Source organism: Rhodobacter sp. SY28-1 (assembly GCF_005222785.1).
Classification (GTDB): domain Bacteria; phylum Pseudomonadota; class Alphaproteobacteria; order Rhodobacterales; family Rhodobacteraceae; genus Tabrizicola.
The window spans coordinates 1,417,697-1,434,799 of sequence record NZ_STGH01000001.1 but is presented as its reverse complement, the minus strand read 5'-3'; the positions used below and the strand labels follow the sequence as shown (position 1 = coordinate 1,434,799).

The following is a 17,103-nucleotide window of genomic DNA, read 5'->3' as shown; positions in this document are numbered from 1 at the left end:
CCCGAAAGGACCCCATGATGGCCCAGAACCTGCACGGTCGCTGCTTCCTGAAACTCCTGGATTTCTCGGGCGAGGAGTTGCGCTTCCTTCTGCGCCTTGGGGCCAGCCTGAAGGAGGCGAAGGCGACGGGGACCGAACGGCAGCTGCTGAAAGGCAAGGAAATCGCGCTGATCTTCGAAAAGGACAGCACCCGCACCCGCAGCGCCTTCGAGGTCGCAGCCTTCGACCAGGGCGCGCATGTCACCTACCTTGGGCCGACCGGCACCCACATCGGCACCAAGGAGACGATGAAGGACACCGCCCGCGTGCTGGGCCGGTTTTGCGATGCCATCGAATACCGCGGCTTTGGCCAGGCCGAGGTGGAAACCCTCGCGGCCTTTGCCGGGGTGCCGGTCTACAATGGCCTGACGGCGGAGTTTCACCCGACGCAGGTCCTCGCCGACCTGATGACGATGCGGGAAAACACCCACAAGCACCTGTCGGACATCGCTTTCTGCTTCGTTGGCGATACCGGCGGCAACATGGGCTCCTCCTTGATGGTGGGTGCCGCGCTGATCGGCATGGACATCCGGCTTTGCGGCCCGCAGGCCCTGTGGCCCGACCCGGCGCTGACCGACCATTGCCGCAAGCTGGCCGAGGTCAGCAGCGCCCGGATCACGCTGACCGAGAAACTGGCCGAAGGCGCCGAGGGCTGCGATTTCCTTTACACTGACGTCTGGGTCTCGATGGGAGAGCCCGATACCGTTTGGGCCGACCGGATCGCCCTTCTGTCACCCTACACCGTCACGCAAGCCGTGATGAACCTGACCGGCAACCCGTACACCAAGTTCCTGCACTGCCTGCCCGCCTTCCACAACCGCGACACCGCGACCGGCGAGAAGGTGTTCCAGACCTACGGGCTGGACTGCATGGAAGTGACCGAGGAGGTCTTCGAAAGCCCGGCCTCCAGGGTCTTTGACCAGGCCGAGAACCGGCTGCATTCGATCAAGGCGCTGCTTGTCGCCACGATCGGGGCCTGACATGCGCATCGTCGTGGCCCTGGGCGGAAATGCCCTTCTGAAACGCGGCGAGCCGATGACGGCCGAGGCGCAGCACACCAATGTCCGCATTGCGGCAGCGGCACTGGCCGACCTTGCCCGCGATCACCAGATCGTCGTGGCCCATGGCAACGGCCCCCAGGTCGGGCTGATGGCGTTGCAGGCGGCCAGCTTCGCGCCCGATACCCCTTGGCCGCTGGATGTGCTGGGGGCGGAAACCGAAGGCATGATCGGCTACCTGATCGAGCAGGAACTGATGAACGCCCTGCCCGCAGGCTCCAACGTCGCCACGCTTCTGACCCGCGTCGAGGTCGACCCGGCGGATCCGGCCTTCGACCAGCCGACCAAGCCCATCGGCCCGGTCTACACTGCCGAGGAAGCCGGGTTGGTCCGGGCCGAGCACCAATGGTCGATGGTGTCGGAAGCCTCGGGCGGGTTGCGCCGCGTCGTGCCCTCGCCCCTGCCGGTCGCAATCCTTGGGATCACCCCGATCCAGCTTCTTGTCGAGGCCGGGGTCAGCGTGATCTGCGCCGGAGGTGGCGGCATCCCCGTGACGCGCGGTTCGGATGGGAAGATGCAGGGTGTCGAGGCGGTGATCGACAAGGACCTGACGGCGGCCCTTTTGGCCAAGGCCTTGAGGGCCGACATCCTGCTGATGCTGACCGATGTCGACGCGGTCTATCGCGATTGGGGCACGTCGGATCAAGCGGCGCTGTCCGAGACAACGCCCGACGAACTCGCCGCGATGACCTTTCCGGCAGGGTCGATGGGCCCGAAGATCATTGCAGCCTGCGACTTCGTTCGGAGTGGTGGCGCCATGGCTGGCATCGGCCGAATGACCGACGCAGGCAAGATCATCAACGGGACCGCCGGCACGCGCGTGCGCAGTGGCGATAGCAGGGCAGTCTGAAAACGGGGTCAGCCTATGGGGATCGTCATCCGATCGGCGTCAACGCCGCGAACATCCCGTCGATTGCTAAACGCGCCCGATCAAGACTGCCGCGCGTCTTTTGGCAAAGCAGCATATTGAACGTCTACTGTCTGCTGCCGCCGAACCGACAAGGTCCTCGACACCTCCTTGTTTGGGACCAGAGCCATCAGCGCGAAGGTCTGCTTTCCGCCCTTTTGCTTCGCCATGTTCACACTCGGCCCCTAGCGGCCAGCCGCTAACCCATGCGGCGTCAACCTTGGACACCATCAAGAAGGCACCTTGCGCACGGCCGAAGCTTTTGCCGACCGAACGCAGATAGTCTTGTCGAGCCCGACAGTGTCGATCCTTGCCAATCGGCACGTTCAAGTAACTCGAGATCTGCCAAACTCAATCGGCCGCCTATCCTGTATGGTTCGGTTCAGGTCATTAGGGTCACCGAGCCTTAGCTCCATTTGGCTTATCCCAGATGCAGCGACTTCTGGTTGGGGCCGTGCAACCAAAAGATACTGTGGTCTATATGCCTGGCACACGACGGGCCCGATCAGTGTGGGCGCGTTTTTCCCCGCATATGCTTGCGTCAGGCCGCCCTTGCATTGTCAAGACGAGCAGCCACACGAAGCAGGTTCGGATCGTAGGACCTCAGCCAGCCGCCAGTCGGACGACGAGGTGGTGGATTCCGTCTTGCAGGGGAACCATAAGACCATCGGGCCCGACCTGCAGGTCCGATCCATCCAGGCTCGCTGATCCTTTCCCATTGCCGGGACCGTCCTCTCTTTGCAGGGAGATGGAATAGCAGGCATCCCCCAAGGTGATCGTCACCCGGACGTCCGTCCAGCCCGACGGCAGGCATGGATTGAGGCAAAGTCGGTCGCCTTTGCGCGTGATGCCAAGGATACCCTCGATCCCCGCGCGATACATCCAGCCGGCAGAGCCGGTATACCAGGTCCAGCCGCCGCGGCCTTCGTGCGGCGGGGTGGAATAGACGTCGGCGGCGACGACGTAGGGCTCGACCTTGTAGCGGTCCGCGGCCTCAGGGGTCAGGGCGTGGTTGATGGGGTTGAGGAGCGCGAAGAGCCGGTGCGCGGCGTCGCCATCGCCGAGCCTGGCCTGCGCCAGAACCGCCCACATTGCCGCGTGGCTGTACTGGCCGCCGTTTTCGCGCAGGCCGGGAGGGTAGCCCTTGATGTAGCCGGGGTCCAAGGGCGTGCGGTCGAAAGGCGGAGTGAAGAGAAGCGCGAGGCCGGGGTCGGGGCGGATGAGGTGCTCCGTCATCGACGCCATTGCCTGCCGCGCACGTTCGGGGTCGGCGGCGCCGGAGAGGACGGCCCAGGACTGGGCGATGCTGTCGATGCGGCATTCCTCGGACGTGGCCGAGCCGAGGTGCGTACCGTCGTCGAAGGTGCCGCGACGATACCATGCGCCGTCCCAGCCGTGGGTCTCGATCGCTTGCAGAACCGTTGCCCGATGCGCCCGCCAGCGGCTGGCCCGGGCCGGGTCGCGGGTGTCGGCCAGGGGGGTCATCAGGTCGATGGTGGCAATCAGAAGCCAGCCGAGCCAGACGCTGGTGCCGCGCCCGCCCTCTCCAACGCGGTTCATCCCGTCGTTCCAGTCGCCGGTGCCGATCAGGGGCATTCCGTTGTCCCCGGTCAGCTCGATGGCCTGATCCAGACCCCGGGCGCAGTGCTCGAACAGCGTGGCGGTGTCATCGGCAACCTGTGGCTGGAAGAAGTCGTCATGCGCCCCGGGCGGGACGGGCGGGCCCTGCAGGAAGGCGACCTGTTCGTCCAGGATCGAAGCGTCACCCGAGACGGCGACATAACGCGCGACGCCGTAGCCAAGCCAGACCCGGTCGTCCGAGATGCGCGTGCGGACGCCCTGGCCGGAGTGCGGCAGCCACCAGTGCTGGACGTCGCCTTCCGGGAACTGCCGCGCGGCGGCGCGCAGAAGGTGGGAACGCGTCATCTCGGGGCGGGAGAAGGTCAGTGCCATCCCGTCCTGCAACTGGTCGCGGAAACCGTAGGCGCCGCTGGCCTGGTAGAACCCCGCCCGCGCCCAGATGCGGCAGGCGAGCGTCTGGTACATGAGCCAGCCATTCAGCAGGATGTCCATCGCGCGGTCGGGGGTCTTGACCTGAACTGTGCCGAGGAGGCTCGACCAGTGCTCCTCGACCTTGGCCAGAAGGGTGTCCGGGTCTTCGGCGCGCAGGCGCTGGATCAGGGCTCTGGCGGCAGTGTCGCTGTCGGTTTGGCCGATCAGGAAGGTAAGAGTGGCGCTTTCACCAGGGCGCAGAGTCACGCGGCGCTGGAGCGCGGCGCAAGGGTCGAACGCGGGCCCGGTCCGGCCGGAGAGGGCTATGCTGCGCAGCCCCGCAGGAAAGGCTAGGCTGCCGCCTGATCCGATGAACTCCACCCGGTCAGCGGTCAGGCTGGTGACCCCCTCCCCGAAATCGGCAAAGGCGATGCGGCCGGGGAAAGCGGTGCTGAATGTGTTTTGCGCGAGGATTGCGCCGGTGACCAGGTCGGTGCGGGTGACGATATGGGGGGCCGTCGCCCCGCGCGCCGTGCCGAGGACCCATTCGGCATAGGCAGTGACCGAAAGCGTCCGGGTCGTCGTGCCCGTGTTGCGCAAGGTGAGGCGGCTAATCTTGGCCGGGGCGTCCAGCGGCACGAACTGGACCATGTCGGCGGCAATGCCCTGCGTCTCATGCTGGAAGCGGGAATAGCCGAAGCCGTGGCGGGTGATATAGGTGCCGGGGCCGCGGACCGGGAGGGCTGTGGGCGTCCAGACCTGGCCGGTATCGACGTCCTGCAGGTAGATCGCCTCGCCCGCGGGGTCGGTGACTGGGTCGTTGGACCAGGGGGTCAGCTGGTTCTCGCGACTGTTCTCCGCCCAGACATGGCCGCTGCCTTCGGCCGAGACCTGGAAACCGAAGCCTGGGTTGGAGATGACGTTGATCCAGGGGGCTGGGGTCGTCTTGCCGTCCTGCAGGATGGTCGCGTATTCGCGCCCGTCGCGGTCGAACCCGCCGGTGCCGTTGAAGAATTCGAGGGCGGGGAGGTCCGGCGCGCGCAGCGGAAGGGACGGCTCGGGAGCAAGCAGGACGAGGGGTTCGGACGCGGGCAAAGACGACAGGCGCGCAAGCTGACTGGCAATGTCCCCCCGACTGGCAACCAGGATGACCCGGGCGATGGATAGGAGCTGCGCACGCGCCCCGGCGTGCAAGAGGTCGGAGCGCAGTACGTGGATCGTCCCTTTGGCCGGTGCGTGGATGCCGGGTGCCTGGGGGCGGGAGCGGGCGGCGCGCACGGCGCCCTCGATTGCGATCTGCAAGTCCTGGACATAGGACGACATCCGGTCGTTCAGCACGACAAGGTCCACGGCCTGCTGGCGCATCTGCCAGTATTCGTGCGCGCTGATCGCCTGCTGCAGGACGGCGATGTCCTCGGCATCGTCGATCTGCAACAGCACGATGGGCAGGTCCCCGGAGATGCCAAGCGCCCAGAGTGCGGATTGCGGGGCGGCCCCGGCGATGATCTGCGACGGGGTGGCGCGCAGCCGGGTGTCGTTCCGCATCACCATGCCGCCCAGCGACTGGAAGTCGGCGGCATCGGCGTGGGTGATCCCCAGATGGCGCAGCTGGACCTGGGCCTGGGTCCAGGCCAGCGTCGCCGCACGGGCGAAGGCCGAGGCGTCGCGGTGGCGGTCGACAAGGTCCAGAAGCGCGTCTGGCGTGTCGGCGACCATGGTCCAGAAGGTGACGCGCGTCGTCCCGCCGGCCGGGATGCGGACGCTGCGGCGGATCGAGAAGATCGGGTCAAGGACTGTTCCACTCGTCCCCGACAGCGGCTGGTCAAGTGCGGTGGCCGTAGCGATGCTGCGCCCCCGCCCGATGAAGCGCGCGCGGTCGGTCTCGATCTGGATGGGCGCGGTGACCTCGCCTTCCACCACGGAGATATGGGCCGCCCAGACTTCGGGATCGTGGGGCGAGCGGCGGCGGCGGGTGGCGATGATGACGCCCAACTCCGGCAGGTAGTCGGTGACGACGAACATCTTGGAGAAGGCGGGATGGGCGAGATCCGCAGACGGCGGGGCCAGCACCAGTTCGGCGTAGGAGGTCACGTCGATCTCACGCGCGCGGCGGCCGCTGTTCGTGAAGGTGATCCGACGCGCCTCAGCATCGTCCTCGGCCGAGACGACGACTTCAGTGGTGGTGGTCAGGCGCGGGCCTTGGTGGGTGAAGGCGGCGTGGTGTTCGCAGAAGACCGCGCGATGGTGTTCGGGCACTCTGCTGGGCTGTACGGCCGAAGACCAGACCGCGCCCGTGTCGCGGTCGCGCAGGAAGACAAAGGCACCAAGGGCAGCCTGCGCGGCCTCGTCCCGCCAGCGGGTGACAGCCATGTCGCGCCAGCGGCTGAAGCCTTCGCCGGTCGGGGTCAGCATCACGCCGTAGTTGCCGTTGGACAGAAGATGCGCGGTTGGAGGCTCTGCCGCGGGGCTGTCGAACGTCCGCACGGCGGGGGCGTCCAGCTGTTCGACGGGTGCAACCAGCACCTCGGTTGCCCGGGGCGGTGCGCTGGCGACATCGCGGGGGATGCGTTCCTGCAACAGAAGCTCGGTCCCCTGGATCATCGGTTCGGCATGGAAGTGGTCGCGCAGGCGGCCGCCCTGCAGGGCGTTCGCGATGGCTGTGATCGTCATGCCCTGGTGGTGCGCCATGAAGCTGCGGACGATGGCGTGGTCCTCGTTCGAGGGCAGGCGCGAGGGCGTGAAATCCACCGCCTCGTAGAAGCCAAAGCGCCCCTCGGCCCCGATGCTGGCAAGATGAGCGTAGTTGTCGACCGCGGCCACCGGATCGACCATCGCCGCGAGGCCCGTCGCATAGGGTGCGATCACCCGGTTCTCGCTGAGGCCACGCTTCAGGCCAAGGCCCGGTACGCCGAAGTTGGAATACTGGTAGGTCATCTCCAGGTCCCGGGCGTTGTAGGAGGATTCCGAGATACCCCAGGGAATCCCCAGCGCCTCCGCATAGGCCCGCTGGCGCGCGACGACGAGGCGGGTGGTCTGTTCGAGGACCGACCCGGCTGGCGCGCGCATGACAAGGGACGGCATCAGGTATTCGAACATGCTGCCCGACCACGAGATCAGCGCCGAGCCCGACCCGATGGGTGTCGCGGGGCGGCCCAAGCGGAACCAGTGCCGGGTCTCGACATCGCCTTTGGCGATGGCGAAGAGGCTTGCAAGACGAGCCTCGGAGGCTAGGAGGTCATAGCAGTTGGTGTCCAGCCGGTTGTGCGCGACCGAGAACCCGATGGACAGGAGCTTCTTGTCAGGATCGAGCAGGAAGCCGAAGTCCATCTCCAGCGCGAGGATTCGGCACAGCGCCTCCACCTCTTGAAGAAGGGCGAAGTCGGGCGGGCTGGCGAGGTCCTCCAGATGGTGGGCCAAGGCAGTCTGCATGGCCAGCGTCCAGACTTTCGCCTCGGACAGGGTATCGCCGGTGAAGGCCAGTGCCCGCTCCATCGGCTCGTTCAGCGCAGCAAGGGGCGTTGCAGGGTTCCCCGCCGCTGCGGCCACCTCGGACAGGGCGCGGATGAGTTCGAGATCCTCGGCATGCGAGCCAAGCGACCGGCGCGCCAGAAGTGCGCAGTCAGCCATGGCTTGCCGGACAACCAAGTCATCCGGCGCAGGCTCGGCTGCCCAGGCGCGACAGGCTTGGGCTATAGCGACCAGATGCCCGGCGAGGTTGCCGCTGTCTACCGATGAGACATAGGCCGGGTCCAGCACCCGCAAGTCGCGGGTGTCGTGCCAGTTGTAAAGGTGGCCGCGAAAGCGGGGCATCCGTTGGATGGTCTGCAGCGTGTCGTGCAGTCGCCGCAGCGCCGCCCGCTGGCCAATCCAGCCCATGTCATGCGCTGCGACGGTGGACAGCAGATAAAGCCCGATGTTGGTGGGAGAGGTGCGGTGCGCGATGGCCGGGCGTGGAATTTCCTGGAAGTTGTCGGGGGGCAGGAAGTTGTCTTCTGGGGTCACAAAGGTCTCGAAATAGCGCCAGGTTCGGCGGCCGACCAAACGCAGCTCTTGCGCCTGGGCCAGGGTCAGGCTGCGGGTCGCAGCGGGCCGCCTGGGCTGGCTTATCGCGCGGGCCAGGGCCGGGGCAGCGCACCAAAGCAGGCCGAACGCAGCGGGGATTGGCCAGACCGCAGGATTGAGAAGGAAGGCTGTGCCGGCGAGGCAAAGGCCAAGCGCCAGCCCCGGCAGCATTGACCGATACTGCCGGAACAGACCGGGGCGCGCGCTGCTGCCGGCTTGTGCCGCCGTCATCCACTCGAGCAGGTGACGGCGGGAGACCCCCAGCCTCCAGCCCGTCCGGATGATGGCATCCAGCATGGTCGCCGCCGTATCGGCAAGAAGCATCAGGCTGGCGGCAATTTGGCCCAGGGCGGTCAGCGCGTCCGACCGAAGTGCCGCGAAATGGCTGCCGAGGCTGACGCCCGCACGGGCGGGGAAAAGGCCGAAGGGCAAAGAAAGAAGGCGCGGAACGGCAAGCATTGCCAGGGTGAGCGACGTCCACATAATGGCCTGCGGCCAGGGCAGAAGCCAGCCAGCGAACAGCGACAGGATGGCCATCGGCGCCAGAAGCGACCGGCGTAGGTTGTCGAGCATCTTCCACCGGCCTAGCGCTGGAAGTCCGCCGCGTTCATGACGCCGGGAGCCGAAGATCCAGGGCAGAAGCTGCCAGTCGCCCCGCGTCCAGCGGTGCTGGCGGCGGATGTCCACGTCGTAGCGGGCGGGGTAATCCTCGACCACTTCGATGTCCGAGGCGAGGCCCGCGCGGGCAAAGGTGCCCTCGAAAAGGTCGTGACTGAGAAGCGCATTCTCGGGCACCCTGCCCTCCAAAGCCGCTTCGAAGGCATCGACGTCATAGATGCCCTTGCCGGTGAAGGTCCCCTCGCCGAAGAGGTCCTGGTAGACGTCCGAGGCCGCAGCGGCATAGGGCTCGATGCCCCCAGGGCTTGAGAAGAGGCTCTGATAGACGGAGCGGTCCTGCCCGGCCGGCAGCGAGGGGCTGACACGGGGTTGCAGGATGCCGTAGCCGGCCGTGACGCGTTGGCTTGCGGCATCGAAGCGGGCGCGGTTCAGCGGGTGGGCAATCTTGCCCACCATCTGCGCCACGGTCCCGCGCAAAAGCCGGGTGTCGGCATCCAGCGTGATGACATAGCGGATGTCGGGGGGCAGCGGGCTGCTGATGACGGCGTAGCTGGTGTCGGTGGACCCGCGCAGAAGTCGGTTAAGTTCGGCCAGCTTGCCCCGCTTGCGTTCCCAACCCATCCAGACGCCCTCGACCCGGTTCCAAAGGCGACGGCGGTGCAGGAAATGGAAGCGGTCGCCAGCCTCGCCCGGATAGCGGGCGTTCAGCCGTGCGATGGCAGCGGTGGCCTCGGCGATCAGCCTCGCGTCCCGGGGATCGGTTTCGGTCGTGGAATCCGGACCGTCGGACAGTAGCGCGTAGTGCACCGCCCCACCGGTGCTGGACAGGTGATGGACCTCCAGCCGCTCGATCTCGTCCGCGATGTCGTCCGGGTTTCGCAAGAGGACCGGGACAGCGACAAGCGTGCGCAGATCGGGCGGGATGCTGCGGGTCAGATCGAGGCCCGGCAGCGGCTTGGGCGGCACCGAGCGGGTAATCACAAGGTTGACGATGGCCGTGGCCAGTTCGGCCGCAGGCCCGGCACCAAGAAGGCCGAGGATCAGAAGCGGGAAGGCCCCAGCCCCCGCCGCCGCCATCAGCGCAAGCGAAACGGTCAGGATGGCAACCCCCAGCGCCAGAAGGGCTGCGATGTAGCCGCCAAGGCCGATCTGCCCGATGCCGCGAACAAGGGCCAAGCGGACGGGGGGGCGAAATCCGATCGCGGCTTCCAACTCTGCCCGCCCCTCGCCGATCAGCCAGTGGCCAGGGTCGCGTCGGAAACCCGTATCGCCTTTCGCCGCCAGAACCAGCGCGGCGTCCGTCACTTCGCCTTCGGTCAGGGGCGCGTGCTGGGCCAGGATCTCGATCTCGGTCCGGTAGCGGTTGCGGGTCGCGAAATCCATCGCGGGATAGGTCGGGTGGCCGCGCAGGCGGGCTTCGACAAGGCTCACCTCCTCGAAGAAATCGGCCCAGTCCATTTCGGACGCCAGCCGCATCGAAGTGACGATATTGCGCATAGTGACGTTCGAAGCGCCAAGCCGGGTCTGCGTGCTGGCCACCACCTCGTCCAGCGTGGTTCCCTGCTGTCGAAGCCGCTCTTCCAGCCAGCCCAAAAGCGGTGTGTGCAGGGGATCGAGACCGCGCAGCCGCTTGGCGATCTGGCTGGCGACGATGTCGGGCAGCGGGTCGATCTCGTAGGGGGCGACCATCCGCTGCATGACCGAAAGCGTCGTCTGCCCGGGCGTCTTCGACGCGGCCAGCACGGCGTCGACGATGGCATCGGCCTTCTGACGCAACGCATGGCCGTCGACGATCTGGATGGCAAGACGGCGCATGTTCTCGACCAGGACGATCCGCAGGGTGATCGCGACGGCCCAAAGCTCACCGATCATCAACGGCTGGACCTGCTGGTAGGCACGCACGAAGCGCGCGAGTACGGGGCCGGACATCAGGCTGTCGGTATGCGCGACATAGGCCCAGGTCAGGCCGAAGACCTGGGGATAGCCCGCGAAGGGCCCTTCGGACAGTTTGGGAAGCTGTCGGTAATAGCCCGGTGGCAGGTCGTCATGGATCTGCCGCAGCTGCTGTTCGACCAGGTGGAAATTGTCCAGAAGCCACTCGGCCGCGGGCGAAATGACCTCACCCGCCTGAACCGCTTGCGCGCAGGTGCGGTAGGCAGAGAGCAGGATGTCGGCGTTTTCCCTTACGCGGCGGCCAAGCGGCTGCACCCGCAGCGGCGGGCCAATGGACACTTGCTGCGCCGCCGCCAGGCTTTGTGCATGGTGCTCCAATCGCTCTGTGCCGAAGAGATCGGACCGGATTGGCGCACTGTCCTGCCAGACCCCCGGGTCGGTTCGTGGGCCAACCAGTGACTTAAGACCCGCTAGGCGGTCAGTCCAACCTCTCACTTGGACGTGGTCTTGGACGCGGGTTGCTCAGCCGAAGCGGTCTTGCTTTCGGCGATGCTTGCCGGAAGGGCGTGACTGCGCGGCAGGTCTCGCGTCGAGCCGCGCGAAGGCTCGATCCGGTCGCACACATAGTCCGCGCGAATACGGCGGGTCATCGCCGCCCACTTTGTCTCGATCTGCTTCCATTCCATGGTGTCGTCCTTTCCGGTCATGGCAGTGCCCAGAACGAAGACGTCCCGGTGCAGGATCCGGCCTGTCCGATCCGTCTGGCTTCGATGTACAAAGGCTGGCTTGAAAAGCGATGCAGGGACCTGGCCAGGCCCCGCACCTTCCGTATCAATTCACTGAATATCGGCCACAGCCGTCGCACGGCCCACCCGTACTGCCGGGCTCGGCATCACAGTCGGCAGCATAGCACGGACCTCGCCGCCAGAGGCATCCGAATTCGTCGGTTTGAGCGGGAGAGCGCCAGAAACCTGTCCGGCCATCGCCTGCCGGGCAAGACCTGCCGCAAGCAGACCTTCGTGGTTGCCACAGTCGTGGCGGGTTCCGCTGAACTTGTAGGCCACGACACTGGTCGCGGCCGACGACAGGGCGATGGCATCGGTCAGCTGCAGTTCACCGCCCTTGCCGGGATGAGTCTTTTCCAGCGCGTCGAAAATCACCGGATCCAGGATGTAGCGCCCGACCGCCGCGATTGAGGACGGGGCTTCGCCGACAGGCGGCTTCTCAACCATGCCCGCGACCGGGAAGCAGTTGTCCCGAGGCAAGCCACCCAACCGGAAGATGCCATATTGCGAGGTTTCCTCGGGTCGGACCTGCATGGCTGCAACCATATGGCCGCCCTGGTAATGCGCTGCCATCTCGGCAAGGCAATTGGGGCCAAGGATGATGTCGTCGGGCAGAAGGACGGCAAAGGGACCGGGCAGCGTCACCTCCTTGCAGCAGAGGACCGCATGGCCCAGTCCGCGTGGCTGGTCCTGGAAGACGAAGATCATCTCTGGTCCGGTGCTGCGGGACAGATCGTTGGCGGACGCGCCCGTCAGGGTGCCGACATGGCCGCTCAGATAGGCCTGGATCGCCACTTTCTCGGTGCTGATGACCACGATGATCCGCTCGGCACCGATGCCGATGGCCTCGTCGATCGCAAAGTCGAGCACGACGCGGTCAAAGACCGGCAGAAGCTCCTTGGCAGTGACCTTGGTCGCGGGAAGCAGGCGGGTTCCCTTCCCAGCGGCCGGAATGATGACGGTTCTGATCGGTGTGTCCGGCAAAGATGTCTCCGCTGTTTGATGGAGGGAGAAGATATTCCCCTTGGGCATTAACTCTCGGCGCGCCCTTCTGTTCCGTCATGCTTCATTTATATGTCGGCCTTGCGGATCGACGGCGGTTTCCGCCCGGGTGCTCGCGGCGCGGGCGCGGCGCCTTTGGGCGATGGCCCACCCGCTCGACTTTCGCCGGACGGGTGGTTTTCCGCACGGGCGAGGGGATCGACCCTTGCGGAAATGTGAGGTTGTGGGGAAAGCCTGCCACTTCATGCCGGGGTCGCCGCTGATCGAGGTTAGGATGGGTCCGTTTTCAGGACGTCAATCCGAAGAACCGCTGACGCAGATCAGCGCGGGCTCTCGGGACCAGGCGCAGGATTGAAGTCGCAACCTTGCTGGTGCAGACCCCTGCCCCGCATCGCGGTTCCCCCTCAGGTCAACCGAGGATCACATGTCAACGATGAACGCTTTCGTCTCCACCGCAGAGGAACTGCAATCGGCACGGCTTGCCAGCGCCCTGGCCCCGGCCGGCCCGAAGAAGGATGCGGCGCTGATCCATTTGCGCGCCGCTGAAAGCGCCGAGGCGGCACATCGGGAGGCCGACTGCCTCAAGTCGCTGTCCGCCGCGATGGCGGCGCTGGACTGACGGCGGAACGGTTACAGCAGAAGCGGTCCGTCCTGGTCCAGGTATGTGCGGTCGAACCCTGCCATCTCGACCAGGGCGTCGTAGTCGTCGAACACGACCCGTCCCTTCTGGAAGGTGAGCATGCCTTCCTCGCGCAGTTCCCGCAGGACGCGGTTCACGTGCACGGCGCTGAGGCCCAGGGCATCGGCCAACAGGTACTGCGACATCGGACAGAGGTACCCCGCCCGGGTCCCCAGACCGACCAGCCGCAGCCGCGCGCCAAGCTCCAGCAGGAAATGCGCCATCCGTTCTGTCGCGGACCTGCGTCCGATATCGACCAGATGCTCGACCACCATCGCCTCGTCGCGGGATGCGGCCCACAGGACCGCCGTGGCCAGCCGCGGCGTCTGCGAGAAGGTGTTCAGAAGATCGCGCTGCTTGACCTCGGAGGCCTGGACCAGGGTGATCGGCTCGACATTGTGGTCGGCGGTCCGGAACAGCACCGACCGAAGGCCAAGGAAGTCACCCGGGATCTGGATGTCCACGATCTGCCGCGACCCGCCTGGCAGGATCTTGTAGGAACAGGCCCAGCCGGAAGCCACGACATAGGCGCTTTGGTTGGTCTGGCCCTGGTGGATCATGTCGACGCCAACCGCAAAGCGGCGGCGGCGGCGGTAAAGGTCCGACATGGCTGTCAGGTCCAGGTCCGACAGCTTTACGAAGGCTGCAAGCTTCCGCGCGAAAGGGCTGTCCTGGATGGCAGACAGACTGGCGGTCTCCGGCATTGTTCACCTCACGGGGATCGGCGGGTGATCTGGCCGCCCCAAGGTCCTTGTTCCGCAAAAGATGCGTCCGATTGCTGATCCAGATCAGTCCGGCTGCCGGATATCCTGCCAGGATCGCGCAAGTCATGACATCGCGCGAGCTTGTGTGCGGTAGTATAGCAGAACCCTTCCAGAAAGTCGAAATCCCATGGCCGATATCTCCGATGTGGCCGGAATTGCCGCACTGACCATCTGCGAGTCGCTTCTCCTGGCGTTGAACGACCGCAATGTCCTGCCCGAGCGGGAAATCGTCGGCATCCTGCGCGACGCGGCAAGCGCACATGCACCGGCCCCCGATGGCGGGAACCCGGCGATGCATGCGGCCGTCGCGGCGCTCATCACCAAGATCATCGACGGCGGGAACTCGGTCCGCCGCAGATAGGGCGGTGTGACGGTCTACAGGCGACCCGTCAGCAAAAGCACGACCAGGATGATGACGATCACGCCAAGCGTGCCGCTGGGCAGATAGCCCCATGACGCGCTGTGCCGCCAGGTCGGCAGGGCACCGATCAGCAGCAGGATCAGGATGACGACAAGCATGTTGGTCAGCATGGGACGGACTTTCTTCCAGGGTCAGGACTTCGGCTGCCGATCATGCCGAACCCCTCTGCAACGGCACTAACCTGCGACAGTCCTGCGATGACCTGACGGCAAAGCGGCAGGGATACTGATCCAGGGCAGCTTTGCCTCCGGCCGCCTGTGGCATTCAGGGTCAGGCGTTCATTCAGGGCGTTACCTCATCCAAAAGGCAAATCGCATGACACACGCTGCTCTCGTGGCGGGAACGACCGTCGCCTTCATCGCCCTTGGTGCAACGGGCGGGGTCGCCCAGACCGTCCTGACCGGCATCGACTCGGTCGACGACCGGATCGATGACATCGACCGGGAGGCCCGGCTTGACCTCGACCGCGGCAACGACGCCTTCCGCTACGGGTCGCCCGAGTACCGCGAGGGCCTGTCGGGCAGTGCCTCGCTTGGCTATTCCGGCAAGACCGGGGTCACGGATTCCAGCGAATTCAGCCTGGGCGCGCGGTTGCGCCTGGCCAATGGCCCGATGATCCAGACCCTTGGCCTGGTGCTGGACTTCGCCGAATCCGGGTCCGTGAAGACCAAGGAAGACCTCTTCGCGATCTATGACGCGAACTACTACTTCGACGATGCCTTCTATGCCTTCGCCCTTGGCCGGGTGAAGACCGACGGCCTGGCCGAGACGGCAGACACCGTCAAGACCGACGCCTTCATCGGCGTGGGGCCGGGCTACCGCGTCATCAACACGCCCGACCTCAGCTGGCGGGTCCAGGCGGGAATCGGGGTCAGCTACCTGAAGGACGGCGCGGGCACCTCCGAGACCGAGACCGGCTACATCGCCTCGTCGCGGCTGTTCTGGCGGCTGAACGAAAGCCTCTTTGCCACCAACGACACCGACGTGCTGAAGTCCGACAGCGCGCTGCGCGTGAACAACGACCTTGGGTTCAACGTCAAGATGTCCGACATGTTCGCCACCCGTGTCAGCTACCTGACCGAGTACAACGACTCGCGCGCCGTCAGGACCGAGAACAAACTGGGCGTCTCGCTGGTCTATTCCTTCTGACAGCGATCACCCAGCACCGGAACGGGGCGGGGGAAATCCGCCCCGTTCCAATGTCAGGCGCCTGCCACCGGATGAGAAACCGTCATGGCATTTGACAGATCGCGACCCGGGAAAGGACCAGAAATCCCGACTGAATCACCCCCCCTGATCTGCATTGGCGCACGTCCCCCGCACCTGCGGCAGTGTGACGTTTGGCATCAAGTTACGCCAGCTGTCGGCCTTTTGACTTTGGGGAAAAACATGACCATCAGCACGCCTGCATACGGTTTCAGGGAACCGTTCCACCCATCGAACCTTGGGACAGCACCATCGGGGCCAGACGCCCGCGACGATATCTTCGCGTACCTCCGACCGCTTCGAGCCTATGCAATCCTGCTGGTCGGCGATCCGGTCCAGGCCGATGACCTCGTCGAAGAGACCCTGCGCAAATCCTGGGCCGAGTTTCCGTCCAGCGGATCGCAACCCAGTCTCCGCGGCAGGCTCTTCTCGCTGCTCCGCCAGGCCTGCCAAGTCCGGCTGTCGCAGCCACAGCACCGGAATGGCAACGGGTCGGATGCGCAGCCCACCGCCTCTGTCGATCTGCGGTTTTTCGGAACTGTCTCGCGGCCCTGCCCGTCCACCAGCGCGATGCGCTGCTCCTGATCGTCGGAGAGGGCTTCTCAACCCTTGATGCGGCAACAATCTGCGGATGTTCAGCCGGAACGATCACGCGCCGTGCCGGACGTGGCCGACGGAAGCTGGCGGAAACTCAGGTCCTGGCGCAGGCGCACCTTGCCCGCGCAGAGCGGATTGCTTTCTGACGGGATCGGGCACGGAACCGGGATTGGCCGGTTGAGTTCTGGCGACAAGCACTGATTGTCCCGCATCAGGCTGCCGAACTCCGGACGCGCTTGCGTCCGATCAGGGACGTCCAAGGCCGTCCAGGAAAGCCCATTTCAGTAGTCTGCTGTGGGCCAGCGTATTCCGGCGCTTTTTCCAGTTCACCTCCGGCCATTCATCCATCGCTTCGACAACGAGGCGGTTTGTGTGGATGGCCGTGTCGACACCAATCTCGGCCAAGGCTGCGCGCCGCCACTTTATCTGCCTCTGGACTGCGCGTTCCTCGTTAGAAAGACGGCGGCTTTCGGCGCGGCTCTGTGTCTCGATCAGCATTTCTTGGACGACCGGATGCGCCCAGCGGACCTCGCCCTCGCAGTCGTCCATGTACCAGCCGTTCAGAGGCGAAATAGCGGCGCGACGTAGATCCTGCCAAACGGCGAGGTCGATCCGTATCAGCCAGGCCAACAGAACGTCGTCCGCGGGGAACGTGCCCATCGGGCTTTGGTTCTGGGCAATGCACTACAGGGCCACCGCCAAGCTTTGAACTTCGTAGCTGCCGGTCAGATGCAACGTGCTGTTGAGCCAGCGGTGGTGCCACCAAGCGATGACGTAATGCGTTGGCATCCGCAGGTTTTGCGGCAGTGGTTGGGTTTCAGCCCTGTCTCGGGATCGGCAAAAGTGGGGCTGGCTCATGCCGACATCACGCCATTGCAGGGCGTCACATTGTTGGACAACGCCGACTTTTTGCCAATGTTCTCAATGGCCGTAGGTTGCAGGGTTGGACAACCCAAGTCCCATAATCTGGCAGGACAGTTTCGGCCCCTTACGCGCCGCCACTTCACATTCTTGTCAGGCGATCGGCGTCACAGGTCTTTGCGACCCGCTTGATTGTTTCCGCATGCTGATTAGACTGGC

The 17,103-nt window shown here is 65.4% G+C and carries 13 protein-coding genes; 7 read left to right on the top strand and 6 right to left on the bottom strand.

The genetic code is table 11. The annotated features are described in order from the left end of the window. Positions 1-17 precede the first annotated feature (17 nt). Together argF and arcC are read left to right on the top strand one after the other, a co-directional pair. On the top strand, positions 18-1,019 hold the full coding sequence (argF, locus tag E8M84_RS07100) for an ornithine carbamoyltransferase (RefSeq protein WP_137110437.1): 1,002 nt from the start codon (positions 18-20) through the stop codon (positions 1,017-1,019). Between the two features lies 1 nt (position 1,020). Then, positions 1,021-1,947: a carbamate kinase gene (gene arcC / locus E8M84_RS07095; RefSeq protein ID WP_137110436.1), complete on the top strand. Its 927-nt coding sequence runs from the start codon at positions 1,021-1,023 to the stop codon at positions 1,945-1,947. A 660-nt stretch (positions 1,948-2,607) separates the two neighbouring features. Here the strand turns inward: arcC and E8M84_RS07090 are convergent. The 3 genes from E8M84_RS07090 to E8M84_RS07080 all read right to left on the bottom strand — a co-directional run bounded on the left by E8M84_RS07090 (position 2,608) and on the right by E8M84_RS07080 (position 12,338). After that, positions 2,608-10,908 (bottom strand): GH36-type glycosyl hydrolase domain-containing protein, encoded by an 8,301-nt coding sequence (locus E8M84_RS07090; RefSeq protein WP_240790304.1) that lies wholly within the window; start codon positions 10,906-10,908, stop codon positions 2,608-2,610. 152 nt (positions 10,909-11,060) lie between these two features. Continuing rightward, positions 11,061-11,276: a hypothetical protein gene (locus E8M84_RS07085; protein WP_137110434.1), complete on the bottom strand. Its 216-nt coding sequence runs from the start codon at positions 11,274-11,276 to the stop codon at positions 11,061-11,063. 129 nt (positions 11,277-11,405) lie between these two features. Continuing rightward, a complete protein-coding gene (locus tag E8M84_RS07080) occupies positions 11,406-12,338 on the bottom strand; it encodes a UTP--glucose-1-phosphate uridylyltransferase (RefSeq protein ID WP_240790303.1) in 933 nt (310 codons plus the stop codon). A gap of 442 nt (positions 12,339-12,780) precedes the next feature. On the opposite strand from E8M84_RS07080, the gene E8M84_RS07075 reads away from it, so the two are divergent. Beyond that, positions 12,781-12,975, top strand: a complete 195-nt coding sequence (locus E8M84_RS07075; protein WP_240790302.1) for a hypothetical protein — start codon at positions 12,781-12,783, stop codon at positions 12,973-12,975. Positions 12,976-12,986: 11 nt separating this feature from the next. Here E8M84_RS07075 and E8M84_RS07070 read toward each other — a convergent pair whose 3' ends face one another. Continuing rightward, positions 12,987-13,739: a Crp/Fnr family transcriptional regulator gene (locus E8M84_RS07070; RefSeq protein ID WP_137110432.1), complete on the bottom strand. Its 753-nt coding sequence runs from the start codon at positions 13,737-13,739 to the stop codon at positions 12,987-12,989. A 187-nt stretch (positions 13,740-13,926) separates the two neighbouring features. Here E8M84_RS07070 and E8M84_RS07065 point away from each other — a divergent pair, with 187 nt between their 5' ends. After that, the gene (locus tag E8M84_RS07065) at positions 13,927-14,160 is read left to right on the top strand and encodes a hypothetical protein (RefSeq protein ID WP_137110431.1); all 234 of its coding nucleotides are present in this window, start codon (positions 13,927-13,929) and stop codon (positions 14,158-14,160) included. A gap of 14 nt (positions 14,161-14,174) precedes the next feature. Here E8M84_RS07065 and E8M84_RS07060 read toward each other — a convergent pair whose 3' ends face one another. Continuing rightward, positions 14,175-14,330, bottom strand: a complete 156-nt coding sequence (locus tag E8M84_RS07060; RefSeq protein ID WP_137110430.1) for a DUF3309 family protein — start codon at positions 14,328-14,330, stop codon at positions 14,175-14,177. A 205-nt stretch (positions 14,331-14,535) separates the two neighbouring features. Between E8M84_RS07060 and E8M84_RS07055 the strand changes: the two genes are divergently transcribed. The 3 genes from E8M84_RS07055 (at position 14,536) to E8M84_RS21935 (ending at position 16,169) form a co-directional block, all read left to right on the top strand. After that, on the top strand, positions 14,536-15,369 hold the full coding sequence (locus tag E8M84_RS07055) for a YdiY family protein (protein ID WP_137110429.1): 834 nt from the start codon (positions 14,536-14,538) through the stop codon (positions 15,367-15,369). A 240-nt stretch (positions 15,370-15,609) separates the two neighbouring features. After that, complete coding sequence (locus E8M84_RS21670; protein ID WP_240790301.1) at positions 15,610-16,011, top strand: hypothetical protein; 402 nt, start codon at positions 15,610-15,612, stop codon at positions 16,009-16,011. After that, entirely contained in the window at positions 15,978-16,169 is a 192-nt protein-coding gene (locus tag E8M84_RS21935; RefSeq protein WP_394347398.1) for a sigma factor-like helix-turn-helix DNA-binding protein, read from the top strand. The genes E8M84_RS21670 and E8M84_RS21935 overlap by 34 nt, the downstream gene beginning before the upstream one ends. Before the next feature lie 100 nt (positions 16,170-16,269). On the opposite strand, the gene E8M84_RS07045 is transcribed toward E8M84_RS21935, so the two are convergent. Beyond that, positions 16,270-16,683: a hypothetical protein gene (locus E8M84_RS07045; RefSeq protein ID WP_137110428.1), complete on the bottom strand. Its 414-nt coding sequence runs from the start codon at positions 16,681-16,683 to the stop codon at positions 16,270-16,272. Positions 16,684-17,103: the final 420 nt, after the last annotated feature.